This is a genomic window from Streptomyces sp. NPDC006733 (assembly GCF_040636125.1).
Classification (GTDB): domain Bacteria; phylum Actinomycetota; class Actinomycetes; order Streptomycetales; family Streptomycetaceae; genus Actinacidiphila.
In genome coordinates, this window is sequence record NZ_JBEYJD010000057.1 from 1 (window position 1) to 25037 (window position 25037).

The 25037-nt window shown below is 72.3% G+C and carries 24 protein-coding genes and 3 tRNA genes; 15 read left to right on the top strand and 12 right to left on the bottom strand.

Translation table 11 applies throughout. The features are described from left to right. Positions 1–117: 117 nt before the first annotated feature. Positions 118–1767: a serine/threonine-protein kinase gene (locus tag ABZ721_RS35155; RefSeq protein WP_358792856.1), complete on the bottom strand. Its 1650-nt coding sequence runs from the start codon at positions 1765–1767 to the stop codon at positions 118–120. 199 nt (positions 1768–1966) lie between these two features. Between ABZ721_RS35155 and ABZ721_RS35160 the strand changes: the two genes are divergently transcribed. The 3 genes from ABZ721_RS35160 (at position 1967) to ABZ721_RS35170 (ending at position 4912) form a co-directional block, all read left to right on the top strand. Further along, positions 1967–3340 carry an aspartate aminotransferase family protein gene (locus ABZ721_RS35160; protein ID WP_358792857.1) on the top strand — a complete coding sequence of 458 codons (1374 nt, stop codon included), beginning with the start codon at positions 1967–1969 and terminating at the stop codon, positions 3338–3340. A 179-nt stretch (positions 3341–3519) separates the two neighbouring features. Further along, positions 3520–4176, top strand: a complete 657-nt coding sequence (locus tag ABZ721_RS35165; RefSeq protein ID WP_358792858.1) for a GntR family transcriptional regulator — start codon at positions 3520–3522, stop codon at positions 4174–4176. Between the two features lie 85 nt (positions 4177–4261). After that, positions 4262–4912, top strand: coding sequence for a hypothetical protein (locus ABZ721_RS35170; protein WP_358792859.1), 651 nt, complete (start codon positions 4262–4264; stop codon positions 4910–4912). Between the two features lie 28 nt (positions 4913–4940). Here the strand turns inward: ABZ721_RS35170 and ABZ721_RS35175 are convergent, their stop codons facing one another. Next, positions 4941–5684 (bottom strand): SLATT domain-containing protein, encoded by a 744-nt coding sequence (locus ABZ721_RS35175; protein WP_358792860.1) that lies wholly within the window; start codon positions 5682–5684, stop codon positions 4941–4943. 224 nt (positions 5685–5908) lie between these two features. Here ABZ721_RS35175 and purD point away from each other — a divergent pair, with 224 nt between their 5' ends. The 4 genes from purD (at position 5909) to ABZ721_RS35195 (ending at position 11846) form a co-directional block, all read left to right on the top strand. Next, positions 5909–7168, top strand: coding sequence for a phosphoribosylamine--glycine ligase (gene purD, locus ABZ721_RS35180; RefSeq protein WP_358792861.1), 1260 nt, complete (start codon positions 5909–5911; stop codon positions 7166–7168). A 228-nt stretch (positions 7169–7396) separates the two neighbouring features. Continuing rightward, positions 7397–9136 (top strand): hypothetical protein, encoded by a 1740-nt coding sequence (locus ABZ721_RS35185; RefSeq protein WP_358792862.1) that lies wholly within the window; start codon positions 7397–7399, stop codon positions 9134–9136. Between the two features lie 167 nt (positions 9137–9303). Continuing rightward, on the top strand, positions 9304–10842 hold the full coding sequence (locus ABZ721_RS35190; protein WP_358792863.1) for a N,N-dimethylformamidase beta subunit family domain-containing protein: 1539 nt from the start codon (positions 9304–9306) through the stop codon (positions 10840–10842). Positions 10843–10946: 104 nt separating this feature from the next. After that, positions 10947–11846, top strand: coding sequence for a phosphoribosylaminoimidazolesuccinocarboxamide synthase (locus ABZ721_RS35195; protein WP_358792864.1), 900 nt, complete (start codon positions 10947–10949; stop codon positions 11844–11846). A gap of 117 nt (positions 11847–11963) precedes the next feature. Here the strand turns inward: ABZ721_RS35195 and ABZ721_RS35200 are convergent. From ABZ721_RS35200 to ABZ721_RS35235, 8 genes are all read right to left on the bottom strand, one after another. After that, positions 11964–12036 (bottom strand) — tRNA-Gly (locus ABZ721_RS35200). 33 nt (positions 12037–12069) lie between these two features. Next, complete coding sequence (locus ABZ721_RS35205) at positions 12070–12759, bottom strand: response regulator transcription factor (protein WP_358792865.1); 690 nt, start codon at positions 12757–12759, stop codon at positions 12070–12072. Further along, positions 12756–14045 carry a histidine kinase gene (locus ABZ721_RS35210; RefSeq protein WP_358792866.1) on the bottom strand — a complete coding sequence of 430 codons (1290 nt, stop codon included), beginning with the start codon at positions 14043–14045 and terminating at the stop codon, positions 12756–12758. The genes ABZ721_RS35205 and ABZ721_RS35210 overlap by 4 nt, the downstream gene beginning before the upstream one ends. A gap of 20 nt (positions 14046–14065) precedes the next feature. Beyond that, positions 14066–14908, bottom strand: coding sequence for an ABC transporter permease (locus tag ABZ721_RS35215; RefSeq protein WP_358792867.1), 843 nt, complete (start codon positions 14906–14908; stop codon positions 14066–14068). Beyond that, positions 14905–15831 carry an ABC transporter ATP-binding protein gene (locus ABZ721_RS35220; protein ID WP_358792868.1) on the bottom strand — a complete coding sequence of 309 codons (927 nt, stop codon included), beginning with the start codon at positions 15829–15831 and terminating at the stop codon, positions 14905–14907. Before ABZ721_RS35220 ends, ABZ721_RS35215 begins: the two co-directional genes overlap by 4 nt. A 151-nt stretch (positions 15832–15982) precedes the next feature. After that, positions 15983–16055 (bottom strand) — tRNA-Gly (locus ABZ721_RS35225). A gap of 58 nt (positions 16056–16113) precedes the next feature. Continuing rightward, positions 16114–16185, bottom strand: a tRNA-Gly gene (locus ABZ721_RS35230). A gap of 163 nt (positions 16186–16348) precedes the next feature. Continuing rightward, a complete protein-coding gene (locus tag ABZ721_RS35235; RefSeq protein ID WP_358792869.1) occupies positions 16349–16666 on the bottom strand; it encodes an Lsr2 family protein in 318 nt (105 codons plus the stop codon). A 353-nt stretch (positions 16667–17019) separates the two neighbouring features. On the opposite strand from ABZ721_RS35235, the gene purS reads away from it, so the two are divergent. From purS to ABZ721_RS35255, 4 genes are read left to right on the top strand one after another with little or no spacing between them, the layout of a single operon-like run. After that, the gene (gene purS, locus ABZ721_RS35240) at positions 17020–17265 is read left to right on the top strand and encodes a phosphoribosylformylglycinamidine synthase subunit PurS (RefSeq protein WP_358792870.1); all 246 of its coding nucleotides are present in this window, start codon (positions 17020–17022) and stop codon (positions 17263–17265) included. After that, positions 17262–17942, top strand: a complete 681-nt coding sequence (gene purQ / locus ABZ721_RS35245; protein WP_358792871.1) for a phosphoribosylformylglycinamidine synthase subunit PurQ — start codon at positions 17262–17264, stop codon at positions 17940–17942. Before purS ends, purQ begins: the two co-directional genes overlap by 4 nt. Further along, positions 17939–20188: a phosphoribosylformylglycinamidine synthase subunit PurL gene (purL, locus tag ABZ721_RS35250; protein ID WP_358792872.1), complete on the top strand. Its 2250-nt coding sequence runs from the start codon at positions 17939–17941 to the stop codon at positions 20186–20188. Before purQ ends, purL begins: the two co-directional genes overlap by 4 nt. Before the next feature lie 55 nt (positions 20189–20243). Beyond that, positions 20244–20987, top strand: coding sequence for a PIG-L family deacetylase (locus ABZ721_RS35255; RefSeq protein WP_358792873.1), 744 nt, complete (start codon positions 20244–20246; stop codon positions 20985–20987). Between the two features lie 209 nt (positions 20988–21196). Here the strand turns inward: ABZ721_RS35255 and ABZ721_RS35260 are convergent, their stop codons facing one another. Then, positions 21197–21553 (bottom strand): hypothetical protein, encoded by a 357-nt coding sequence (locus ABZ721_RS35260; RefSeq protein ID WP_358792874.1) that lies wholly within the window; start codon positions 21551–21553, stop codon positions 21197–21199. Positions 21554–22163: 610 nt separating this feature from the next. Beyond that, a complete protein-coding gene (locus ABZ721_RS35265; protein ID WP_358792875.1) occupies positions 22164–22592 on the bottom strand; it encodes an ATP-binding protein in 429 nt (142 codons plus the stop codon). 244 nt (positions 22593–22836) lie between these two features. On the opposite strand from ABZ721_RS35265, the gene ABZ721_RS35270 reads away from it, so the two are divergent. The 4 genes from ABZ721_RS35270 to ABZ721_RS35285 all read left to right on the top strand — a co-directional run bounded on the left by ABZ721_RS35270 (position 22837) and on the right by ABZ721_RS35285 (position 25025). Continuing rightward, on the top strand, positions 22837–23697 hold the full coding sequence (locus tag ABZ721_RS35270) for a helix-turn-helix transcriptional regulator (protein WP_358792876.1): 861 nt from the start codon (positions 22837–22839) through the stop codon (positions 23695–23697). 5 nt (positions 23698–23702) lie between these two features. Continuing rightward, positions 23703–23903, top strand: coding sequence for a DUF397 domain-containing protein (locus ABZ721_RS35275; protein ID WP_358792877.1), 201 nt, complete (start codon positions 23703–23705; stop codon positions 23901–23903). A 64-nt stretch (positions 23904–23967) separates the two neighbouring features. Continuing rightward, the gene (locus ABZ721_RS35280; protein ID WP_269278912.1) at positions 23968–24171 is read left to right on the top strand and encodes a DUF4177 domain-containing protein; all 204 of its coding nucleotides are present in this window, start codon (positions 23968–23970) and stop codon (positions 24169–24171) included. Positions 24172–24221: 50 nt separating this feature from the next. After that, positions 24222–25025: a sterol carrier family protein gene (locus ABZ721_RS35285; RefSeq protein WP_358792878.1), complete on the top strand. Its 804-nt coding sequence runs from the start codon at positions 24222–24224 to the stop codon at positions 25023–25025. Positions 25026–25037: the final 12 nt, after the last annotated feature.

Sequence of the window (25037 nt, forward strand, 5' to 3'; positions counted from 1 at the left end):
GAGCTCCACGCGTCCTACACCCACTGGCTCGCCCAGTCCGCTGCGATCTTCCTGGTCGGGGTGGTCCTCACCGCGGCCTTCCTGGCGCTGGTGCCACCGGGGCGCGCCGCGTCGTCGTCAGCCGATCTTCGTGTAGGTGAGCGGCGCCTTGCCCGCCTCGCGGGAGTCCCGCAGCAGGTGGGCGTCGTCGATCACGGTGAGGGTCGAGGAGACCCCCGGGTTGCAGGAGGCGGCGGGCACCGCGCTGGTCAGCAGCGAGGGGCTCAGCGCCAGCGGCGGCCCGGCCGACGTCATGTGCATCGTCCACGTGCACTCGTAGGTGGTTCCGGAGCCGGTCAGGGTGACGCTGCCGTTCCGCCGGATCGTCAGCGTCCGGGTGTTGGTGCCGTTGCTGTCGAACCCGGCCTGCCAGGTGCCGACGTACCGTTCCGGCACGTCGCCGGGCGCGGTCCCGGCGTCCTGCGCGGTCGAGGGCGAGGTGGACGGGGTGCCGGTCGCCGTTCCCCGCAGGCCGTCGAGGTTCCTGGTGTCCGTGCCGCTGTCCTTGCCCTTGCCGAAGTCGAGCGCGACGACGGCCGCCCCGGCGCCCGCGAGCACCGCGACCACCACGGCGGCGGCGATCAGCACGCCCTGCCGCCGGCCGCGCGGCGGCGGCCCCGGGTGCTGCGGCGCGGGAGCGTACCCGGGGTGCGGGTAGCCGTAGCCGCCGGGTGCGTACGGGGACGGCACCGGCGTGCCCGGCTCCACCACGGTCGGCCGGGCGGGCGCCGCCTGCGCGACCGGGACGGCAGCCGGGACCGGGACAGGCTGCGGGTCGGCTCCCGGTCGCAGCACGGTGGGCGCCGGGGCGGGGGCCTCGACGTGCGGGTTCTCGGCCTCCAGCAGCCGCACGGCGTGCCGGCCGAGCTGCGCGACGATCGCGCTGGGCAGCCAGGACCTGCCGTCCTGCGGCGGGTGGGCGGCGATCCGCTCCAGCACCGTGTCCAGGTCCGGCCGCTGGGCGGCCTCCTTGGCCAGGCACTCCGCGACCAGTTCGCGCAGCGCCGCCGGCAGTTCGTCCAGGTCCGGCGGCTCCTGCGCGATCCGGAACATCTGGGCGTGCACCCCGCTGCCCGCGGCGCCGAACGGCTGCTTCCCGGTCGCCGCGTACGCCAGCACCGAGCCCAGGCAGAAGATGTCGCAGGCCTGGGTGACGCGGTCGCCGCGCACCTGCTCGGGCGACATGAAGCCGGGGGAGCCGACGAGGGCACCGGTGCCGGTCAGGCCGCCGGTGACGGTCTCCAGGGCGCGCGCGATGCCGAAGTCGATGACCCGGGGGCCGTCGATCGTGATCATGACGTTCGACGGCTTCAGGTCGCGGTGGATCAGCCCGGCCGCGTGGATGTCCTGGAGGGCGTGGGCCAGCCCGGCCGCCAGCACCCACACCGAACGCTCCGGCAGCGGGCCGTGCTCCTTGGCGATGACGTGCTGCAGCGTCGGCCCGGCGATGTAGCCGGTGGCGACCCAGGGGATCTCGGTCTCGGTGTCCGCGTCGAGGACCGGCGCCGTCCACGTGCCGCCGACCCGGCGGGCTGCCTGGACCTCCTGCCGGAAGCGCGCCCGGAACTCGTCCTGCGCGGCCAGCTCGGCCCGCACCAGTTTCACCGCGACGGTCCTGCCGCGCTCCGAACGGGCCAGGTAGACCCGTCCCATGCCGCCGGTGCCGAGTCGGCCCAACAGCCGGTACGCGCCGATCCACTGCGGATCGTCGGATCTGAGTTCGTCCACGCCGCGCGCCTCCTCCCGGCCTGCCGGCCGCCCCGTAGGCGAAGAATAGTCCGACCGTTCGAGGATGATCCCGGCGCGGGCGGCAGCGGCCGATCAGGGGCGGGCGACCGGTCCCCGGTGACAGCCTGTCGGGGAACGTGCCGAGCCCCATACAAGGTGTCCGTGTCCCCGGCCCGCGGCTCTCCTTAGCCTTGGGCGCATGACCCCTCCTCTCGCCGCCGCCGCCGATCCCGCGACCGGAGCCGCCGTCAAGGCCGCCGACCGGGCACACGTCTTCCACTCGTGGTCCGCGCAGGCGGTCATCGATCCGATGGCCGTGGCCGGGGCCGAGGGCTCGTACTTCTGGGACTACGACGGCAACCGCTACCTGGACTTCTCCTCGCAGCTGGTGAACACCAACATCGGGCACCAGCACCCGAAGGTCGTCGCCGCGATCCAGGAGCAGGCCGGCCGGCTCTGCACCATCGCGCCCGGCTTCGCCGTCGACGTCCGCTCCGAGGCGGCCCGGCTGATCGCCGAGGTCACCCCCGGCGACCTCGACCAGGTCTTCTTCACCAACGGCGGCGCCGAGGCGGTCGAGAACGCCGTCCGCATGGCCCGGCTGCACACCGGCCGGCACAAGGTCTTCAGCGCCTACCGCTCGTACCACGGCTCCACCTCCACCGCGATCAACCTCACCGGCGACCCGCGCCGCTGGCCGTCGGACACCGGCTCGGCGGGCGTCGTGCACTTCTGGGGCCCGTACCTGTACCGCTCGCCGTTCCACGCGACGAGCGAGGAGCAGGAGTGCGAGCGCGCGCTGGAGCACCTGGAGCAGCTCGTCGCCTTCGAGGGCCCGCAGTCGGTGGCCGCGATCATCCTGGAGTCGGTGGTCGGCACCGCGGGCATCCTGGTGCCGCCGGCCGGCTACCTCGCCGGCGTCCGGGAGATCTGCGACCGGTACGGGATCGTCTTCATCCTCGACGAGGTCATGTCCGGCTTCGGCCGCACCGGCGCGTGGTTCGCCGCCGACCACTGGGGCGTCGTCCCGGACCTGCTGACCTTCGCCAAGGGCGTCAACTCCGGCTACGTGCCGCTCGGCGGCGTCGCCATCTCCCCGCAGATCGCCGCGACCTTCGCCACCCGCCCCTACCCGGGCGGACTCACCTACTCCGGCCACCCGCTGGCCTGCGCCTCCGCCGTCGCGACCATCACCGCGATGCGCGAGGAGCGGATCGTGGAGAACGCGGCCGCGATCGGCGAGCGGGTCATCGGCCCGGCGCTGCGCGACATCGCCGCCCGGCACGCCTCGGTGGGCGAGGTGCGCGGCCTCGGCGTCTTCTGGGCCCTGGACCTCGTCAAGGACAAGGCGACGCGCGAGCCCCTGGTGCCGTACAACGCGTCCGGCGCGGACAACGCGCCGATGGCCGAGTTCGCGGCGGCGTGCAGGAAGGGCGGCCTGTGGCCGTTCGTCAACATGAACCGCACGCACGTCGTCCCGCCGTGCACGGTGACCGAGGCCGAGGCCAAGGAGGGCTTGGCGGCGCTGGACGAGGCGCTGACCGTGGCCGACCGGTACGCCGTCAACGGATAGCGCTTGCCCCCGGCGGCGCGGGCAGTCCGGGGGGCGCTCGCGAAACGCACATAACCCCCACACGCTTCCCTCCCCGGACGTGCGGTTGATTCCCGAACCTTCGCTTATCGTGTGCGGAGTAATCGGAGTGAAACGTACGTTCGGGCGAGGGGGCGGCAGTGCTGGCGGACACCACACCGGTGAAGCGCAACAGCCTGCGGCAGCAGATCGCCGACGCGCTCCGCGACGAGGTGCTGACCGGCCGGCTCCCGGCCGGGCGGGACTTCACCGTCAAGGAGATAGCCGAGCTGTACGGGGTCTCCGCGACACCCGTGCGCGAGGCGCTGGTCGACCTGGCGGCGCAGGGGCTGCTCGACGTCGAGCAGCACCGCGGCTTCCAGGTCCGGCGCTTCACCCCCGACGACTTCGTCTCCATGGTCGAGGCCCGCAACCTGGTGACCGAGGGGATCTTCCGCCGCGTCGAGGGCGACGAGATGCGCGAGGTGCCGGCCGACGTCATCGCGTCGGTGCGCCGCCGGGGCGAGGCCGCGGCCCGGGCCGCCCGCTCGGGGATGCTCGACGTGCTCATCGGCTGCGACATCCGCTTCTGGCGCGAGGTCGCGGCGCTGTCGGGCAATCCGCACATCTGCGAGTTCCTCGACCGGATCCGCACCCAGACCTGGATGTACTCGATCCCGTACCTGCGCGCCCACCCGACGCTCGCCGGCGTCTGCTGGTCCGACCACGTCGCTCTCGTCGACGCCGTCCGGGACCGCGACCTGGCCGCGGCCCGCCGCGTCATCACCGACTACAACGAGCACACCCTCGCCCTGATGGCGAAACTGGCCCCCCGGTAGGGGCCGCAAACGGCACCACCTCCTGACGCCGACCCCGCCTCGCACTACGCTGGCCCGACGATTCGCTTGACGACTTGGAGCGCCTGTGGCCTGCGACTTGTGGCTGGTTCCGCTGGTGGATGTGCTCTGTCACAGCCCCGAAAACCCCTTCGCCGAGGAACTGGCCCGCTACGACAAGGCCTTGAACGACGCGGGCCTGCCGCCGGTACCCGTCCACACCTACATGCCGGGGCTCTCCGGCGACGTCGGCCCGGTCGCCGGGTTCGACTACGACGCGCTGCACTTCCTGCGCCGGGCCTTCCTGTTGAACCTGCAGGGCCTGGAGGTCACCCCGGTCGACGCGCTCGGCGGCGACTACGAGCAGCTGCTGGAGATGTTCGAGGCGACCGCCCAGCAGTCGCACCTCGTGTGGCACTACGACCACGCGGGCGCCTACGTCCCGCTGGACTTCCCGTTCCCCGTCGTCAACGACGAACTCCTCGAAGGCGGCGGCCCGCTGGGTTCCAGCCACGGCCTGCTGCGCGACCTCCAGTCCGTCGCCCCCGCGATCGGCATCGACGCGGCCAACCCGCCGCAGGCGCCGGCCCCGCCGGACCGGCCCACCGGACTGGAGGAGCCGGCCGCCCAGCCGTCGTACGATCCCAGCCCGTTCGCCCGCGAACGGCACGTCTGGCTCGGCCTGCACGCGGCGGCGACGCGCTCGCTGGCGCAGGGGTCGATGGTGGTCTTCAGCTGACGGCCCGGCCCCGCGGAAGGGGCGGCGCTCAGCGGGCCGGCCCCTCCGGGGGCCGCTGGCGCGGCATGCTCGGACGGCCGCCGGGCGCCATCGGGAAGCGGCCGGCGGCCGCGCCCTCGGTGCGCGCGGCCCACGGCACGGTCGCCTGCGCGCGCAGCGGAGCGCTGCGCGTGCCGAACTCCGCCATCCAGTCCGCCGTCTCCATCCTGACCAGGTCCGAGACGTCCTCGCAGAACCGGCGCAGCACCGCAAGACAGCGTTCGGCGGCCTCGGCCGCCGTGCCGTCGGTGGGGCCCAGTACCTCCCGGACGCACTCCGACGCCCAGTCGAAGCGCAGCGCCTCCAGCCGCCGCTGCACGGCCTGGGCGGTGGCGACGTCCCGCATCCAGCCGGACGTCAGCCCGAAGCAGCGGTCGAGGCCGAAGCAGACCGCGGCCAGGAGCAGCGCCACGTAGCCCCAGCGGGCGGCGCCGTCGGCGACCCCGGTCAGCTCGACCAGCGGCAGCGCCGCCCCGACGGTGCCGAAGAACGCGGTGGCCAGCCGCAGCCCGCGCGCCCCGTGCCGCTTCCAGACGCGGTCGGCGAGGTACCAGTCCGTGGTCTGCAGCGCCCCGGACTCGGCCCAGCGGTAGAGCTCCTCCAGCCGCTCGGCGGGCTCGCCCCAGTCCCCGAGCGGAAAAGGCAGCGCCCGCAGGTCCTCCTGGCTATGCAGAGCCCGCTGAACGGGCTCCTCCCGGGGAGCCTCCTCGGGATACATGTCCGGCTGGCTCACTGCGCGCTCCCTCGCATTCCGGCGCCCGACTTCCGCACCGATCGTCTTCCGACCCGACGAAGGTCCCTTCTTACCGCCGAACGGCTGACCATGGGGGCAGGATCTTTTGATTTCAGCCCTTAAAGGCCTCGTGGTCAGGTATAGGCCGAACATTCGTCCCACTCGAAAGAGTGAGGCGCAGCGCGCGGCGCGGGGCTCCGCACGCGGCCACTACCCTTGGGCACGTGAAGGTCCTTGTCATCGGCGGCGGCGCCCGCGAACACGCCCTGTGCCGCTCTCTGTCCCTCGATCCCGATGTCACCTCGCTGCACTGCGCCCCCGGCAACGCCGGGATCGCGGAAGCCGCCGAGCTGCACCCGGTCGACGCCCTCGACGGCGCCGCCGTCGCCGAACTCGCCGTCTCGATCGGCGCGGACTTCGTGATCGTCGGTCCGGAGGCCCCGCTGGTGGCGGGCGTCGCCGACGCGGTCCGGGCCCGCGGCATCGACTGCTTCGGCCCCTCCGCGGAGGCCGCGCAGTTGGAGGGCTCCAAGGCGTTCGCCAAGGAGATCATGGCGGGCGCGGGGGTGCCCACCGCCCGCTCGTACGTCTGCACCACCGCCGAGCAGATCGACGTGGCGCTGGACGCGTTCGGCGCCCCTTATGTCGTCAAGGACGACGGCCTGGCCGCCGGCAAGGGCGTCGTCGTCACCGACGACGTGGCCGTCGCCCGCGCGCACGCGCTGGCCTGCGACCGCGTCGTCATCGAGGAGTTCCTCGACGGCCCCGAGGTCTCGCTGTTCGCCGTCACCGACGGGGTGACGGTCGTCCCGCTGCAGCCCGCGCAGGACTTCAAGCGCGCGCTCGACGCCGACCAGGGCCCGAACACCGGCGGCATGGGCGCGTACTCCCCGCTCCCGTGGGCCGACCCCAAGCTGGTCGACGAGGTCGAGCGGACGGTCCTGCAGCCGACCGTGGACGAGCTGCGCCGCCGCGGCACCCCGTTCGCCGGGCTGCTCTACGCGGGGCTCGCGATGACCTCGCGGGGCGTGCGCGTCATCGAGTTCAACGCGCGCTTCGGCGACCCGGAGACCCAGGTCGTCCTCGCCCGCCTCAGGACCCCGCTGGCCGGCCTGCTGCGGGCCGCCGCGACGGGACGGCTGTCCGAGGTGGAGCCGCTGCGCTGGAGCGACGGCGCTGCCGTCACCGTCGTCATCGCCTCGCACAACTATCCGGACACCCCGCGCACCGGCGACGAGATCACCGGCCTGGCGGACGTCGCGGAGCAGGACGAGCACGCGTACGTGCTGCACGCCGGCACCCGGCTGGACGACGAGGGCCGCGTGGTGAGCGCGGGCGGCCGGGTGCTGTCCGTCACCGCCACCGGCACTGACCTGGCCGAAGCCCGGGAGCGGGCGTACCGCGCGGTCGCCCGGGTGGGCCTGGACGGCTCGCAGCACCGGACCGACATCGCCGCCGAGGCGGCGAAATCCGGCCAGTCCTGAAGCGGCCCATGGGGTGGCTTTACCCAAAGCCACCCCATGGAGTGATGGCTTCTCCATCCGGCTGACGTGGCAGCGGTCCCCAACTACTGTGCCCCGGAAGCGCACTCCCGGACGGTGCGGTGCTGTGCGGCAAGTAGCCGTACAGACATTGCGTTGTCCGCGGGCGGTGCGACAGTGGGGTAAGCCGCCGACGGCGGTCGTGACAGTGAGACGGGGGTGAGCCGCCCGATGGCCGGAGAAACAGGTGAGGGAGTCGCACGCTCCCGTGCGCTCGCAGTGCTGCGGATCCGCAGTGCCGCGCTCACCGTGGCGCTGCTGCCCGCCGCAGCCGCGGTGGTCCTGCTCGTGGGCGGCGCCACCGGGCGCGTCGGCGACAGCTGGGACGCGCTGCGCTGGTCGGTGGTGGGCGGAGCCCTGGTGGTGCTGGTGCTCGCGGGCGCCGTCGCCGCCGTGGTCGTCCGGGCCCGCCCCGCGGTCAGCCCGACGGTGCCGGTGGCCGAGTCGTCGGCCCCCGACCTGTACCGGATGGTCCACGACCTCGCGGTCCGGCTCCAGGTCCCGACCCCCTCCTCGATAGAACTCACCCCGGACTGCGACAGCTGGCTGGAGGACCGCCGCCCCGAGCGGGCGGGCGCGGGCCGCTGGGGCCGCCGCCGGGAGCCGGCCGCCCCCGTGCTGGTCATCGGCTCGCCCTTCATGTGGTGGATGCGCGTCGCCGAGCTGCGCGCCCTGCTCGCCCCCGTCGTCGCCGGCACCGGACCCTCCGCCGACCCGGACATAGCCGCGGCCCGGCGCTTCATCCGCGGTCTGGACGCGGCGGCGGGCGTCGCCGCGGCCCGCTCGCGCGGTGTCGCGCGGCCCGCGTACGCCTTCCTCGGCTGGGTCGCCCGGCTGCTGCTGCGCGGCTGCCGGGCGCATGCCGCCGAGATGGAGCGCGGGGTGGCCGCGTCCGCCTCGGAGCGCGCCCAGGCGGTGGACTACGGGCTGCGGATCGTCGCCCAGGAGCAGGTCGGCCTCGCCTACGCGGGCTGGGACCGGCTGCTGACGCGGGTCGCGCTGCCCGCCTGGCGGATGGGCCGCTGGCCGTCCCGGCTCGACGCCGGGGTGGTGGCCGCGCTCACCGAGCTGTCCCGCCGCGACCGGCTGGCCGAGGGCTTCGAGTCCCGGCTCGGCGAGCGCCCCGCCTGCGACCTGCTCGAAGAGCCCGGCAGCGTGGACGAGGCGGCTTCGCTGCTGGCCGCCCGGCTGTTCCACGGCGGCCCCGAGGACCACTGCCCCGACTGGTCGCCCGTCGACTGGGACTCGTACCCCGAGGAGGTCGTGGACCGCATCTGGCGCTCCGAGGCCGCCCTGCTGATCCGGGTGCTGGACGAGCCGGGCAGCGCCGTGCCGCGCCCCGAGCGCGACCGGCCCGCCGTCGTCACCGTCCGCCCCGCCGAGCACGCCGAGCACGCGGCCGGCGCGGAGGGCCGCCCCGGGGCCGGGCTGCTGATGGGCGGCCAGGCCGCCCGCCAGGCGGCCGCGACCGGCGCCGCGGACCTCCCGGACGAGCTGGGCCGGGCCACCATCGCCCGCGTCATCGACCGGCTCTCCCGGGGCGGCAGCGAGGAGCTGGCCGCCCGGATCACGGGCCATGTCGCCCGCGAGGAGGCGGCCAGGGAGGCCAACCGGAGCCCCGCCGCCGGCACCCCCCTCGCCCCGGTCTACCAACTGCTCCCGCCCCGCACGGGACGCGAGCTGCTCACCGAGCACGTCACGGCGATGGTCTGCTGCGCCGCCGTCGACACCGCGGGCGCGACGGCCGGCCTGGACTGGCTGGACGGCCCGGCCCTGCTCGTCAACGGTGTCCGCCGGGCGGACCTCGCGTGGCCGGTGCTCCGCCTCGTGGAGAACGGTGACGCTGCGCCGCTGCGCTCGTGGCTCACCGCCGTCGGGGTCCGGCTGGAGAAGCCCGTCCGCCTCGTCTGACCCGGCCGTCACGCGCCTTACCGGTGGTGACCGTTTCTGCCTCACTCGGAGCGAAACTGTTCCGATTATCCGCCACGAACAGTAACCATGAGAGTGCGTTATGTGATGTGCTGGGTTCGGGCGCGAAACACTCCGCGTGCGGGGCGTGGCGAGGAAGGGAGGCACACGTGGGGACGGAACAGATCCGGCGCTGGCAGTCGGGAGCGCACGCACATGGCGTGACCGACCCGTTCGGTCAGGGACCGCTGCCGTGGCTGCGCGGAGCCGAGCAGTATCTGGACGACGAGGGGAACGTCGTCCCCTGGTACGTGGACCTCTCCGTGAGCCGCGGTGAGGCGCCGGCCAGGCCCCATGTGCCGGGCCCGCGCACCGCCGACGACGTGAGATGCCAGGTCAAGGGCTTCGCGTCGGCCGGCGCGGTCGCCCCGGGCGCGGCCATCGACTTCCGGGTGACGGTCGACCCGCCCCAGCAGTTCACCGTCGACATCTACCGCATCGGCCACTACGGCGGTGACGGCGCCTGCCACATGACGGCCAGTCCGCGGCTGTCCGGCATCGTCCAGTCCGCCCCGCTCGCCGCGGGCCGCACGGTCTCCTGCCATCACTGGTGGCAGTCCTGGCGGCTGCAGGTGCCGGGGTACTGGAAGACCGGCGCGTACGTGGCGGTGCTCACCACGGCGGGCGGCTACCGCAGCCACATCCCGTTCACTGTCCGTGACGAACGGCCGCCGGTCCCGCGCCGCTACCCGTCCAAGGAGCCGCCGCGCGCCGCCGCGCTCGACGCGGACCTGCTGCTGCTGATGCCCGACGTCACGTGGCAGGCGTACAACCTGTATCCGGAGGACGGCAGGACCGGCGCCAGCCTGTACCACGCGTGGGATTCCGACGGCCGGCTGCTCGGCGAGGAGGAGGCCCCGACGACGGTCTCGTTCGACCGCCCGTACGCGGGCGCCGGACTGCCGCTGCACGTCGGCCACGCCTACGACTTCATCCGCTGGGCGGAGCGGTACGGCTACGACCTCGCCTTCGCGGACGCCCGCGACCTGCACGCGGGCCGCGTCGACCCCACCCGCTACCGCGGCCTGGTCTTCCCCGGCCACGACGAGTACTGGTCGATCCCGATGCGCCGCGCCGCCGAGGCCGCCAGGGACGGCGGGACCTCGCTGGTCTTCCTCTCCGCCAACTCCATGTACTGGCAGGTCGAACTGGGCCCCTCCCCGGCGGGCGAGCCCGACCGGCTGCTGTCCTGCCGCAAGCGGCGCGGCGACGCCCGCGGCCGCAGCGCCCTCTGGCGCGACCTGGGCGAACCGGAGCAGCTGCTGCTGGGCGTGCAGTACGCCGGCCGCGTCCCCGAACCCGCCCCGCTCGTCGTCCGCAACGCCGACCACTGGCTGTGGGAGGCGACCGGCGCGTCCGACGGGGACGGGATCGAGGGCCTGGTCGCGGGTGAGGCGGACCGCTACTTCCCGCGCACCGCGCTGCCCGAGTCCACCGACCGCATCCTGCTCGCGCACTCGCCGTACGTGGACGCGGCGGGCCGCCGCCGCCATCAGGAGACCTCGCTCTACCGGGCGCCGAGCGGCGCCTACGTCTTCGCCTCGGGCACCTTCGCCTGGTCCCCCGCGCTCGACCGGCCGCATTACGTGGACTCCCGGATCCAGCGCGCCACGGCCAACCTCCTGGACCGGATCTGCAAGCACGACTAGGTTCCGGCTGGACCCGTAGGTCCGCTCCGGCCGCACACCCTGTCGGATCGCACCCTCTTCCGTACGGGAGAATCGGGAGCTGAGCCACCGAGTGGGGAGGACCCATGTCCGGATTCGTCGAGAAACCTGAACCCGTCCAGGTACCGGGACTGGTGCATCTGCACACCGGAAAGGTCCGTGACCTGTACCAGAACGGGGCCGGTGAGCTGGTGATGGTGGCCAGCGACCGCACGTCCGTGTACGACTGGGTGGTGCCCACCGAGGTCCCCGACAAGGGCCGGATCCTCACCCAGCTGTCGCTGTGGTGGTTCGACCAGCTCGCCGACCTGGTTCCCAACCACGTCATCTCCACCGACGTGCCGGACGGCGCCCCCGCCGACTGGGCCGGCCGCACGATGATCTGCAAGTCGCTGCGGATGATCCCGGTCGAGTGCGTGGCCCGCGGGTACCTCACCGGCTCCGGCCTCGTCGAGTACGAGAAGCACCGCACGGTCTGCGGCCTCGCGCTGCCCGAGGGCCTGGTCGACGGCTCGGAGCTGCCCGCGCCGATCTTCACCCCCGCCACCAAGGCCGAGGTCGGCGAACACGACGAGAACGTCTCCTACGAGGAGGTCGCCCGCCAGGTCGGCGCCGAGACCGCCGCCCTGCTGCGGCAGACGACGCTCGCGGTCTACGGCCGGGCCCGCGACGTCGCCCGCGACCGCGGCATCATCCTGGCGGACACCAAGTTCGAGTTCGGCTTCGACGGTGACGAGCTCGTCATCGCCGACGAGGTGCTCACCCCGGACTCCTCGCGCTTCTGGCCGGCCGACCAGTGGGAGCCGGGCCACGCCCAGCCGTCCTTCGACAAGCAGTTCATCCGCGACTGGCTGACGTCCCCCGCCTCCGGCTGGGACAAGAACAGCGAACTGCCCCCGCCGCCGCTGCCCGCCGAGATCATCGAGCAGTCCCGCGCCAAGTACGTCGAGGCCTACGAGCGCCTCACCGGCACGACCTGGTCCTGATGTCCGGGGTGCCCGGCCCTCCGCGGCCGGGCACCCACCAGGACACCGGCACGGGCACAGGAACCGCACACGACGAAGGCCCCGGCGGAGAAATCCACCGGGGCCTTCGTGCTGACGAGCGGACGACCAGGTTCGAACTGGCGACCTCAACCTTGGCAAGGTTGCGCTCTACCAACTGAGCTACGTCCGCGCCGCGCCCGCAGTGTGCCGGGCGCGAGAGCCACTATACCCAACCGCGCTCCCGGGCGATGCGCGCGGCCTCGTGCCGGTTCTCCGCGGAGAGTTTCGCGGCGGCGGAGGAGAGGTAGTTGCGCACCGTTCCCTGGGACAGCGCGGCCCGCCGGGCGATCTCGGCGATCGGCGCCCCGTCGCCCGCCAGCTCGAGGACCTCGGCCTCGCGGACGGTCAGCGGGGAGTCCCCGGCGCTGATCGCGTCGGCCGCCAACTCCGGGTCCACGTACCGCCCTCCGGCGTGCACGGTGCGGATGATCTCCGCGAGCCGCTGCGCCGAGACGGTCTTGGGGACAAACCCCCTGACCCCCGCCGTGAGGGCCCGCTTGAGGTGCCCCGGACGCCCGTGGCCGGTCACGATCATCGTCCGGCAGTCGGGCAGTTCGGCCCGCAGGGATGTGGCGACCGCCACACCGTCGGCGCCCGGCATCTCCAGGTCCAGCACCGCGACGTCCGGCCGGTGGGCCCGCGCCATGGCGAGCGCCTCGGGTCCGGAGGCGGCCTCGGCGACGACGAGGATGTCGTCCTCGTAGGAGAGCAGCGCGGCGAGCGCGCCCCGGATGAGGTGCTCGTCGTCGGCGAGCAGCACGCGCACGCGCGGCTCACCGCTCCCGGCGGGTCCGGCGGCTCCGGCGGGGCCATGAGCTGCGGCAGCGCTGGCGGCTCCGGTTCGTTGCGTCATGCGGCGCCTTCCGTGTTCCGCGGACCAGTGGCGTGGGCGTTCCGGGTGCCGGGGGAGCCCGGGGAGCCGGCGGCGCGCTGCGGCGGCACGCACGCCGTCAGCCGGAAGACCCCGCCCGCGTCCGGCTCGGCCGTGAGCGTGCCGCCCAGCGCGCCGACGCGCTCGCGCAGCCCGGTCAGCCCGGTCCCCGGCGCTGCCGGGGCCGCCGCGGCGGTGACGGCCGCGGCCCCGTCGTTCTCCATGGTCAGCACGGTGGGGCCGGACGGCGGGGCCAGCAGCCGGATGACGCAGCTGCGGGCGTCCCCGTGCCGCAGCACGTTGGTGGTGCCCTCGCGGACCACCCAGGCGATCACCGACTGGACGGCGGGCGACAGGCTCGCCCCGTCGTCGCCCTCGGCCCGGCAGTCGACGCCCGCGGCGCGCAGCACCGACAGCGCGCCCGCCAACTCGACCTGCAGATCCGCCGAACGGTAGCCGCGGACGACCTCGCGCACCTCGCGCTGCGACTCCCGGGCGATGCGCTGCACCTCCACCATCTGCTCGACGGCCTCCGGCCGCCCCCGCTGGGCGAGTTGCACGGCGAGCTCGCTCTTGAGCGCGATCACCGACAGGTTGCGCCCCATCACGTCGTGCAGGTCCCGTCCGAACCGCAGCCGCTCCTCCGCCACCGCCAGCCGGGACTGCGCCTCGCGCGCCGCGTCCAGCTCCCACACGACGACCAGGATCCACGCGGAGCCGCGGTAGGTGAACGCCATGCCCGCGCAGCCCGCCGCCACGGCGATGACGTACCCCAGGGTCTCGGACCCCGGCAGCCCGGCCACCGCGGAGAACGCCGCCACCAGCGCGGCCGTACCCGCGATGAGCAGCAGGATCCACCGCGGGCGGCGGATGTTCAGCACCGCGGGGCCGATCGCGAAGCTGGTGAACCCGATGATGATCTGGACCGCCTCACCGTCGGCGGTCATGGTGCCCCGCGCCCGCAGGACCACGACGAACAGGACCGCGAGGGTCGTCACCCCGGCGAGGACGGCCAGCAGGACGGTCGGCCGCTCGCGGCGGCCCAGCGCCCAGTCCAGCACCCGCGCGACCAGCACCGCGCACAGCACGGACTGCCCCAGCAGCGCCCACAGGACGACGCGCGCACTCGTCGGGCTGCCGGAGCGCTCGACCGCGCCGAGCACGAGCAGGATCTCGATCGCCGCGAAGGAGTACAGCGACCACCGCGTGTAGAGCTCGAAGCGGGCAGGGTCGCTGCGCCGCTCCCACCATCCCGTCAGCTTCGGCACGGTCTTCCCCCTGGCCCTGGTCAGCGGCGCGGTTCCCAGCGGAACCACCGGCGTACAGCAAACACCGCGAGGGCCGTCCAGGCCACCGCGAGCCCGAGCGTGCGGAGCACCTCGCCCGCCCCGGCGCCGCCCAGCCAGCCGAACCGCACCAGGTCGGTGACGGCCGTCACGGGCAGCAGCCGGCACAGGTCGGCGACGCGGTCGGGCAGCAGCTCCACCGGGACGAAGAGCCCGGACCCGATGATCGAGATCATGAACAGCGGCAGCGTGGTCAGCTGCGCCACCTCCACGCTCCGGGTGAAGACGGTCGAGGCCGCCGCCAGCGCCGCCAGCAGGAGCACCCCCGCCAGCACGCCCGCGACCAGCAGTTCGGGCCGCTGGGGAGCCGGCAGGTCCAGCAGCACCGCACCCGCCGCGACCAGCACCGCGCACTGCGCGAGCGCCACGGCCGCCGCCGGGAGCGCCGTCCCGGCCAGGATCTCCAGATCCGACACCTCCCCGGTCCGCAGCCGCTTGAGCACCAGCTCCTCGCGCCGCGCCACGTACGCCGTCACCAGGTTGTAGTAGACGACGAAGAGCAGGACGACGCCGATGCCGCCGCTCATCGTCTGGGCGTTGCGGGTCAGCCCGGCCTCCTCGAGGTCGGCGGTCGGGATCACCGAGCGCGTCGCCCAGACCATGGCGACCGGCAGCAGCAGCGCGGTGTACAGCGCCGTCCGGTTGCGCCACAGGAGGGTGAGTTCGGCCCGCCCGAGCGCCAGCAGCCGTGTGCGGCTCCCGCTCCCGCCGCCCGCCGCCCGCCGCGTGCCCGCCCCGGCCTCCAGCGTGCCCGCGCCCGCACCCGTGTCCGTCCCCGTGCTCATCGTGCGTCCCCCTTCGCGATGTCCATGAACGCCTCTTCCAGCGACGCGGTCCGCGCGTCGAGTCCGAGGAGCTGTACGTCCCTGTCGCGCGCCCAGGTCAGCAGTTCCAGCAGGTCCTCCTGGAGCCGCTGCGTCCGCACCTCGATCCGCCGCCCGTCGGCGGCCGACGGGACGGAGAGCGGCAACCGGTCCGGCGTCACGCCCGCCGGCAGGGTGAAGTGGATCCGGGCCGGCCGGGCCGCCGTCACCTCGGCGGGGGTGCCGGTCGCGACGATCTGCCCGTCGCGCATGATCGCCAGCCGGTCGGCGAGGCCCTCGGCCTCCTCCAGGTAGTGCGTGGTGAGCAGGACGGTCGTGCCCTGGTCCCGCAGTTCGCGCACCAGGCGCTGGGTCTCGTGGCGGGCCTCCGCGTCCAGTCCCGTGGTCGGTTCGTCCAGGAAGAGCACCTCGGGGCGGCCGAGCAGCGCCATCGACAGGTCCAGCCGCCGCCGTTCGCCGCCCGACAGTTGCTTGACGCGCACCTTGTGCCGGCCCCCGAGGCCGACCATGTCCAGTGCCTCCCCGACGGGCCGCGCCCCGGACGTGCACCCCGCCCACATGCGCGCGGTCTCGGCCACCGTCAGGTCGGAGGGGAAGCCACCCTCCTGGAGCATCACGCCCACCCGCGGCCGTACCAGCGCCCGCTCCTGGTACGGATCGTGCCCCAGCACCCGGACCTGGCCGCCGCTCGGCCGCGCCAGCCCCTCCAGCACCTCGACGGTGGAGGTCTTGCCCGCCCCGTTGGTCCCCAGCAGCGCGAAGAGCTCGCCGCGCGCCACCGTGAACGTCACTCCGCGCACCGCCTCGAATTGGCCGCCATATCGGCGGCGCAATCCGGCGACATCGATCACCTTCTCGTGCGGGTCCCCGCTGTACGTGTCCATATATCCAGCGTTCCGCCGGGCGGGACAGGTCGGCAGTGCGCGCTGTCATCGGCATTGATGACGAATGTCATGAAGGGCCGACGGCGATGGAGGGAAGGGGAAAACAATGAAGTCCCCGGTCGAGGATCCGACCGGGGACTTCATCGAACTGAGCGGACGACCAGGTTCGAACTGGCGACCTCAACCTTGGCAAGGTTGCGCTCTACCAACTGAGCTACGTCCGCACCGCGCTGTTGCGCAGGACTACTCTACCCGATCCATTGGACCGGTCAGAACAGTCAGAGCGGGTGACAGGGATCGCACACTGCGCCTCCCCCCTGGAAGGGGGGCGCTCTACTACTGAGCTACACCCGCGTGACTATCGATGGCCTGGTCTTTCGACCCTGCCCTCGGCGTGCTCCAAACACTAGCGGAACACAGGGGGTGCCTGTCCAGTCGGTAGGGCCGCAGCGCGCGGAAGATCGTCCGCGGGCGCGTGGAAGACCGGCCGCCGACCCGTGGGCGGCGGCCGCCGTCCTCAACTCGCTTCGTTGAACGCCTCGTAGACCTTCTTGGGGATGCGGCCGCGCGGCGGCACGTCGAACCCGTTCGAACGGGCCCACGCGCGCACCGCCGCGGGGTCGGGCGCGACGGCCGTGCGCGAGTAGACCTTTCCGGAGCGGGCGTGCTTCCGGCCGGCCACGACATACGGCGACAGGGCGCTCCGCAGCTTGTCGGCATTGACGGCCGACAGGTCGATCTCGAAGGACTTTCCGTCGATCCCGAACACGATCGTCTCCGCTGCCTCGCCACCGTCGAGATCGTCGGAGAGGCTGACCACTACGCGCTGCGCCATGGGTGTCGGTCCTTTCGTGCGGAATCGGCTTCCGGCGGTTCCTTGCTCCTGCTGATCATCGACTGATCAACGGTTGAGCTGGGCCGATGCGATGAAGCCGACATGTCGGGGACAATAAGTTTTCATTTGTACGATGCCATGCATTACGCCGGGAAGCCGGAGGATTATTCCTCCGCGTGTCCTGCCGCAATCGGACCCTACGTTTCTTGAAACGCATCCCCTAGAGAATCGGACGGCCGATACTTAAACGTGATGAGCGTCAACCGTCGGAGAACGGTATATCTACCCGCGTAGATTTTTGTGGCGGGTACGCTGAAGTCACTTCACGCACCACCACAACACCGGGAGTGCCAGTGGCACGCGTCGTAGTCGACGTCATGCTCAAGCCGGAGATCCTCGACCCCCAGGGCCAGGCGGTGCATCGTGCACTGCCGCGTCTCGGGTTCGAAGGGATCGCGGACGTCCGCCAGGGAAAGCGCTTCGAACTGGAGGTGGAGGGGCCGGTCGACGACGCCGTCCTCGCCCGCATCCGGGAGATGGCCGAAACCTTCCTTGCCAATACCGTCATCGAGGACTTCGACGTGAAGGTGGAGTCGTGACCGCACGCGTCGGCGTCGTCACCTTCCCCGGAACGCTCGACGACCGCGACACCCAGCGCGCGGTCCGCGTCGCCGGTGCCGAGCCGGTGCCCCTGTGGCACCGCGACAAGGACCTGCACCAGGTCGACGCGGTCGTCCTGCCCGGCGGCTTCTCCTACGGCGACTACCTGCGGGCGGGCGCGATCTCGCGTTTCTCCCCCGTCATGGAGTCGATCATCGCGGGCGCCAAGGACGGTCTTCCGGTCCTCGGCATCTGCAACGGCTTCCAGGTGCTGACCGAGTCGCACCTGCTGCCCGGCGCGATGCTCCGCAACAACCACCTGCACTTCATCTGCCGTGACCAGAAGCTGCGGGTGGAGAACGCGGACACCGCCTGGACCGCCGACTACGCGGCCGGCCAGGAGATCTCCATCCCGCTGAAGAACATCGACGGCCGCTACGTGGCCGACGAGCGGACGCTGGACGAGCTGGAAGCGGAGGGCCGCGTGGTCTTCCGCTACCTGGACGTCAACCCGAACGGCTCGCTGCGCGACATCGCCGGCATCTCCAACGCCGCCGGCAACGTCGTCGGCCTCATGCCGCACCCCGAGCACGCCGTCGAGCCGCTGATCGGCACCGGTCGCACCGACGGTCTCGGATTCTTCACCTCGATCCTGAAGAAGCTGGTCAACGCATGACTCTCGATACCGTCACTAACGCCGAGAAGACGCCCGAGGCCGAGCAGCCCTGGGCCGAACTCGGCCTCAAGCCCGACGAGTACGCGCGCATCCGCGAGATCCTCGGCCGCCGCCCGACCGGCGCCGAGCTGGCGATGTACTCCGTCATGTGGTCCGAGCACTGCTCGTACAAGAGCAGCAAGGTCCACCTGAAGCAGTTCGGCGAGAAGGCCCCCGAGAACGACGCCATGCTCGTCGGCATCGGCGAGAACGCCGGCGTCGTCGACGTCGGCCAGGGGTACGCGGTCACCTTCAAGGTCGAGTCGCACAACCACCCCTCGTACATCGAGCCCCACCAGGGCGCGGCCACCGGCATCGGCGGCATCGTCCGCGACATCCTCGCAATGGGTGCCCGGCCGATCGCGGTCATGGACCCGCTGCGCTTCGGTGCCGCGGACCACCCCGACACCAAGCGCGTGCTGCCCGGCGTCGTCTCCGGCATCGGCAGCTACGGCAACTGCCTGGGCCTGCCGAACATCGGCGGCGAGGTCGTCTTCGACGCCTGCTACCAGGGCAACCCGCTGGTCAACGCGCTCTGCGTGGGCGTGATGAAGCACGAGGACATCCACCTCGCCAAGGCGTCCGGCGCCGGCAACAAGGTCATCCTCTACGGTGCCCGCACCGGCGGCGACGGCATCGGCGGCGTCTCGGTCCTCGCGTCCGAGACCTTCGACGACGCCAAGCCCAGCAAGCGCCCCGCGGTCCAGGTCGGCGACCCGTTCCAGGAGAAGCTCCTCATCGAGTGCACCCTGGAGATCTTCAAGGCCGACCTCGTCGACGGCATCCAGGACCTCGGCGGCGCGGGCCTGTCCTGCGCCACCTCCGAGCTGGCCTCGGCCGGCTCCGGCGGGATGCGCGTCGAGCTCGACACCGTCCACCTGCGCGACTCCTCCCTCTCGCCCGAGGAAATCCTCATGAGCGAGTCCCAGGAGCGCATGTGCGCGATCGTCGAGCCGGCGAAGGTCGCCCGCTTCCTGGAGATCTGCGAGAAGTGGGACGTCATCGCGACCGTCATCGGTGAGGTCACCGAGGGCGAGCGGCTGGAGATCTTCTGGCACGGCGAGCAGATCGTGGACGTGCCGCCGCGCACGGTCGCCCACGAGGGCCCGGTCTACGACCGCCCGTTCGCCCGCCCCTCCTGGCAGGACGCCCTCCAGGCGGACGACGCCAACAAGCTGCCGCGCCCGTCGACCGGCGACGAGCTGCGCCGCCAGGTGCTGGCTCTCGTCTCGTCGCCGAACCAGGCGTCGAAGTCCTGGATCACCGACCAGTACGACCGGTTCGTGCAGGGCAACACCGTGCTGTCGCACCCCGAGGACTCGGGCATGGTCCGCATCGACGAGGAGACCAACCTCGGCGTCGCGATCGCCACCGACGGCAACGGCCGCTTCGCCAAGCTCGACCCGTACACCGGCGCGCAGCTCGCCCTGGCGGAGGCGTACCGCAACGTCGCCGCCACCGGCGCCAAGCCGCTCGCCATCTCGGACTGCCTCAACTTCGGCTCCCCCGAGGACCCGGACGTCATGTGGCAGTTCGCCGAGGCCACCCGCGGTCTCGCCGACGGCTGCCTGATCCTGGGCACCCCGGTCACCGGCGGCAACGTCTCGCTCTACAACCAGACCGGCGACGTCGCCATCCACCCGACCCCGGTGGTCGCGGTGCTCGGCGTCATCGACGACGTCAACCGCCGTACGCCGATGGCGTTCGCGGAGGAGGGCCAGCTGCTGTACCTCCTCGGCGACACGGCCGAGGAGCTCGGCGGCTCGGCCTGGTCCGAGGTCGTCCACGGCCACCTCGGCGGACTGCCGCCCAAGGTGGACCTGGAGCGCGAGCGGCTGCTCGGCGAGATCCTCATCTCCGGCTCCCGCGACGGCATGATCGACGCCGCGCACGACCTCTCGGACGGCGGCCTCATCCAGGCCGTCACCGAGTCGTGCCTGCGCGGCGGCAAGGGCGCGCGGATCGTCGTCCCCGAGGGCGTCGACCCGTTCGTCCTGCTCTTCAGCGAGTCGGCCGGCCGCGCGGTCGTGGCCGTCCCGCGCAGCGAGGAGCTCCGCTTCAACGACATGTGCGGCGCGCGGGGCCTGCCGGCCGCGCGCATCGGTGTCGTGGACGGCGAGACGATCGAGGTCCAGGACCAGTTCACGATCCCGCTGAGTGAGCTGAAGCAGGCGCACGAGGCGACGATCCCGGCTCTGCTGGCCTGAGGACGTCCCCGATGACGGGCCCCGGCTCTCTTCCGAGGAGCCGGGGCCTGCGAGGATGACGACGGTCATCGCCTTCCACGCCCACCCGGACGACGAGGCCATCCTCACCGGCGGCACCCTGGCGCGGCTGGCCGCGGAGGGCCACCGGGTGGTCGTGGCCGTCGCGTGCGACGGCATGGGCGGGGCCGCTTCCGGACGCCTGGACGAACTGCGGGCGAGCGCCGCCCTGCTGGGCGTGGCCCGCGTGGTGCACCTCGGCTACGCCGACAGCGGCCACGGCCCGCTCCTCTTCCCCGACCCGCCGAACCGCGTCCGCTTCGCCCGCGCGGACCCGGCCGAGGCGGCGGCGAAGCTCGCCGCGCTGCTCCGCGAGGAGCGCGCCGGCCTCCTCCTCAGCTACGACGCCCAGGGCGGCTACGGCCACCGCGACCACGTGAAGGTCCACGAGGTCGGCGCGGCGGCGGCCCGCCTGACGGGCACCCGCGTCCTGGAGGCAACGCGCCCGAGGGAGCCGATCGCGCGCCTGGCGCGCCTGCTGAGCCTGGCCGGCTACGACGCCGAAGCGCTGCGCGCGGCCTACACCCCGACGGCGCAGATCACCCACCGCATCGACGTCCGCCGCTACGCCCCCCAGAAACAGGCAGCCCTGGCCGCCCACCGATCCCAAGTCGCAACGGGCAAAGGCCGAGCATCAGCTCTCTTCCGCCTCCTGACCCGCCTACCGCCCCGCCTCTTCGGCCTCCTGCTGGGCACGGAATGGTTCAGGGAACCGGGTTCCGACGGGTCTACCAGCAGGTGATCTGCAGGATGTAGACGCGTTGGTGCCGAGGAATGATCTGGCAGAGGAACATGCCGCCGGGTACGAGGACGCTCTCACCCTTGGGGGAGGCGCCTTGGTGGGTTGTGCCACGGATCAACTCGTCCGAGCGCTTCCCCGAAGCAGCAATCAGGGCGGGCGGCGCCCCACTGATGACGTGTTCTTCGTTCGGGTCGTATCCCCGGACCAACTCATCCGGCTACTGCCGCTCGGGCCTCATCGGTCACGGCGACGATCTCGTCCATGGCTGCACGCCAGGCCGGATCTTCTTTAGACAGGTTCTGAGCTGCCCGTTCCGCGTTGCGCCGCCGTTCGGACAGGTCAGGGCGCCGCTCGATCTCGACCTCGCCGGACCAGATCAGCAGCCACATCCGGATGGGTCCGAGCGTGTCGTGCTGGGCGGCCATGGAGAACGCTTCGTTCTTCTGCCGCTCCATCTCTTCCAGCCGGTGCGGTGCGATGCGGGCGAGAGCGACCCGCAGAGCGTCGGGGGTGCGCTCGGGCCTGGGTGTCAGCCCTCCACGAGGGTGCTCGGGCCGCGTACTCATGCTCCTGTCCCTCGGGTCGCACCAGCCACGGTACGCCAGCCAGAATCGCCGGAGCCGGTGAAATCGACGTCCCCACACGGGGCAGCAGATTCCCAGGTTGTACCGGTCGCGCTCGGGCCGCCGCACGATCTTCGATGACGTTCGCCCGTACGAGCTCGCCAACGGGGGCGAGGGGTGGAGCTTTGAGCTGCTCTTCGTCCCGAAAGGTGGGGCGGTTGTGACGTCCGTGGCCCTGTGGGAACAATGAGGCGGCCTTGCGGCAGATGTGGATCACTAAGGACGCACAGAACTCCACCTGACGAGGCTCCGCGCACACATGCTGATCGTCCGAGCGTCCGCTCCACCGGCCACGGCCAGGGAAGCGCAGCGGACCGCCCCACTGCCGCGCCCACCCACCCGCAGCGCACCCCGGTCGAACCACCCCGACCTCGCCAGGGGAGCGCAGCGCCCCAGCCCGCTTCGGGCTGGGCCGCGCAGCGGACCTGATCGCTGCCAGGCGCGCAGCGCCGGGGCCCTCCCCTCCGCCCGGTCAAGGTGCGCAGCGCCGCAGAAGCACCACTCCGCACTGCACGGACCGCAACCACCCGACCCCCGTCCCCCGGCCCCCGGTTCACGCGGCGGACGGCTCCGCCGCGATGTCCGCCCACACGAGTTTCCCGGTGAGCCCGAAGGGCTCCTCTGCGACCAGGTGGAACCCCCACGCCGCCGCGAGCCCGGTGACGAGCCACATCCCGCGCCCGTGTTCGGCCTCGTCGGTGACGGTCAGGAACTCCGGCTTCTCGGGGCTGGTGTCCCACACCCCGAGCCGGAGCCTTCTTCCTCCCCAGTGCAGCCGCATGCTCACCGGCCCGCTGGAGTGCTCCAGCGCGTTCGCGACGAGCTCGGCCGCGACGAGCTGCGCCACGTCGATGATCGGCGCCAGCCCGTACGCCGTGAGCACCGCTCTGAGCGTGCAGCGCGCGATGCCGGCGCCGCGCAGGTCGGGCGGGATCTGGAGCGAGTAGTCCCACGCGTCGTCGGGTTCGACCTTCGCACTCATGCGGCTCTCCGAACGGTTCTGGGTAACGCCCCCACGCGGTGGCCTGTCGCCCAACCCGTGCCGGAGGCATGGGTGTAGCGATGCGCTGCCGTCTTGCTGCGAGCGTGCGCCGTGTAATGGCTGCGTCACCGACGGTAGGGGGCATGTATGCTCCGTGGCAAGTTTTTGGGCGAGTGGTCAAGTGTTCTGGTGGCAGGTCGACTTGGCCGCGCGGGAGACTTGGCCGACTGGAGAGGCAGGTGCCATGCCCGCAAGGGACGTCCCCACCGCACGTCAGGTGCGGCTCGGAACCGAGCTCCGCAGGATGCGCGACCGCGCGGGCAAGACCGCGCGGGAATCAGCCGGTCTGCTCGGCAACGACCAGGCGAAGATCTCGCACATCGAATCCGGCCGCATCGGCATCAGTGAGGAGCGGATCCGCCGCCTGGCCGCGTTCTACTCGTGCGACGACGCGACGCTGATCGACGCGCTCTGCGCGATCGCCGCGGAACACCGCGGTCAGGGCTGGTGGGACGAGTACCGGGGCGTCCTGCCGCCGGGCTTCCTGGACATAGCGGAACTGGAACACCACGCCACGTACCTGCGGTCGCTCCAGGCGCTCACACTGCCGGGGCTTTTCCAGACCGAGGAGTACGCGCGTGCCATTTTCGCCGGCGGCATTCCGCGGATGCCAGAAGCAGAAGTGGCGGTACGAGCGGAACACCGTTTGCGGCGCAAGGCGATCTTTCAGCGCGCCTCCCCGCCCGCGTACGAGGCGATCATTCACGAAGCCGCACTGCGCATGAGATTTGGCGGCGCGCAGATCACGCGTGCGCAGCTGGAGCACCTTCTGGAGGTCGCACACTGGCCAATGGTGACGGTTCGGGTCATCCCGTTCACCAACGAGACGTTCATCGAAGCGACGCAGACCGTGCTGTATGCGGGCGGGATCGTCGCCGAGCTCGACACCGTGCAGATCGACAGCCCCTTCGGCGGGTACTTCCTGGACTCGGAAGCCCAACTCGACAAATATCGGGCTTTCTTCAACGCTGGCGAGAAGGCGTCCCTCGGCCCGAAGGAGTCGATCTCGTTCATCCGACAGATTGCACAGCAACTGCCAGACTGACGGCCATGACCTCATCGTTGCAGTGGCAGAAATCCTCCTTCTCGGGAGCGGGCGGCGAGAACTGCGTAGAGCTGGCGGCAGCCGCCGGCTCGGTCCTCATCCGCGAGAGCGACGACCCCGGGGTCGTCCTCCGGACCACCCCCGACCGTCTCGCGGCCTTCCTCGACCGCCTCAAGGCCGATGGATCGGCGGCCGCCGCCCCGTAACCCCAGGGGAGCGTGGTTGGCTGGCGGCCGACGGAAACCGTACGGACGTACAAGGGGCTGGGCCATGTTCGAGTACAAGGTTGTTTCGTTCCGCGAATCGCTGATCGGGGACGCGCTGGACGGCGACAAGCTGGAGAAGACGCTCAACAAGCACGCCGGTGACGGCTGGGCGCTCAAGGCGATCACCGCTGCCGACGTGAAGGGCCGCATAGGCCCCGGCGCCGTCGAGGGTCTGCTCCTGACCTTCGAGCGCCCCCGCCAGGGCTGAGCCGCCTCCCCTATGGGGCTCCCCTGGGGGAGCCCCATAGGCTCGGCTCCATGACGTCTGCCGGTCGCCGTGCTCGTAGTTATGACCCTGCCAGGACGCGGGCCGCGTTGCTTGCCGAGGTGGGGGCCGTGCGGGATGTCGTGCGGGCGCTTACCGCTGAGCAGCTGGCGTTGCCGTCCGGGTTGCCCGGGTGGGATGTGCGGTTGCTGGTGGCGCATGTGGTGCGGCAGATCGATGCGGTCGGGGTGCTGCTGGGGGAGGCGGAGCCGGATCCGGTGCCGCCGGTGACCGGGCTTTCGGTGTGGGCGGTGTCCACCGCCGCCATCGCGGAGCGGCTGGACGCCTCGACGCGGGAGACCGCCGCCGGGATGGGGGATCCGGTCGCGGCCATCGACGCCGCCGCCGAGCGGCTGGAGCCGTGGATGGACGAGGCCGTGCGGGCGGATCGGATTGTTCCGCATGTGTTCGGGGCGATGCGGGCGCTGGACATGACCGTCACCCGGCTCGTGGAGCTCGTCGTCCACGGGGACGACCTCGCGCGCGCCACCGGCGTCGAGGTGGCGCACGACCGGCAGGCCGTCGCGGCCGTCACCCGGCTGCTGGCCGACGCGCTGGCAGTCAAGGCGCCCGGGAACTCCGTCGAGGTGCGGATCCCGCCCTACGCGGCCGTCCAGTGCGTGGAGGGCCCCCGGCACACCCGGGGGACGCCGCCGAACGTCGTCGAGACCGATCCCATGACGTGGATCCGGCTCGCCACCGGCCGGCTGGAGTGGAGGGACGCCCTCGAGGCCGCCGCCGTCTCCGCGAGCGGCGAGCGGGCCGATCTCGGGCCCTACCTCCCCGTCCTGGGCTGAATCTCCCCGCGC

Excerpts from the sequence above, each read along its gene's own strand:
- ABZ721_RS35160 (WP_358792857.1), top strand. The coding sequence starts at position 1,967 with ATGACCCCTCCTCTCGCCGCCGCCGCCGATCCCGCGACCGGAGCCGCC.
- ABZ721_RS35185 (WP_358792862.1), top strand. The coding sequence starts at position 7,397 with ATGGCCGGAGAAACAGGTGAGGGAGTCGCACGCTCCCGTGCGCTCGCA.
- ABZ721_RS35195 (WP_358792864.1), top strand. The coding sequence starts at position 10,947 with ATGTCCGGATTCGTCGAGAAACCTGAACCCGTCCAGGTACCGGGACTG.
- ABZ721_RS35205 (WP_358792865.1), bottom strand. The coding sequence starts at position 12,759 with ATGACGCAACGAACCGGAGCCGCCAGCGCTGCCGCAGCTCATGGCCCC.
- ABZ721_RS35215 (WP_358792867.1), bottom strand. The coding sequence starts at position 14,908 with ATGAGCACGGGGACGGACACGGGTGCGGGCGCGGGCACGCTGGAGGCC.
- ABZ721_RS35220 (WP_358792868.1), bottom strand. The coding sequence starts at position 15,831 with ATGGACACGTACAGCGGGGACCCGCACGAGAAGGTGATCGATGTCGCC.
- ABZ721_RS35235 (WP_358792869.1), bottom strand. The coding sequence starts at position 16,666 with ATGGCGCAGCGCGTAGTGGTCAGCCTCTCCGACGATCTCGACGGTGGC.
- purL (WP_358792872.1), top strand. The coding sequence starts at position 17,939 with ATGACTCTCGATACCGTCACTAACGCCGAGAAGACGCCCGAGGCCGAG.
- ABZ721_RS35255 (WP_358792873.1), top strand. The coding sequence starts at position 20,244 with ATGACGACGGTCATCGCCTTCCACGCCCACCCGGACGACGAGGCCATC.
- ABZ721_RS35260 (WP_358792874.1), bottom strand. The coding sequence starts at position 21,553 with ATGAGTACGCGGCCCGAGCACCCTCGTGGAGGGCTGACACCCAGGCCC.
- ABZ721_RS35265 (WP_358792875.1), bottom strand. The coding sequence starts at position 22,592 with ATGAGTGCGAAGGTCGAACCCGACGACGCGTGGGACTACTCGCTCCAG.
- ABZ721_RS35270 (WP_358792876.1), top strand. The coding sequence starts at position 22,837 with ATGCCCGCAAGGGACGTCCCCACCGCACGTCAGGTGCGGCTCGGAACC.
- ABZ721_RS35275 (WP_358792877.1), top strand. The coding sequence starts at position 23,703 with ATGACCTCATCGTTGCAGTGGCAGAAATCCTCCTTCTCGGGAGCGGGC.
- ABZ721_RS35280 (WP_269278912.1), top strand. The coding sequence starts at position 23,968 with ATGTTCGAGTACAAGGTTGTTTCGTTCCGCGAATCGCTGATCGGGGAC.
- ABZ721_RS35285 (WP_358792878.1), top strand. The coding sequence starts at position 24,222 with ATGACGTCTGCCGGTCGCCGTGCTCGTAGTTATGACCCTGCCAGGACG.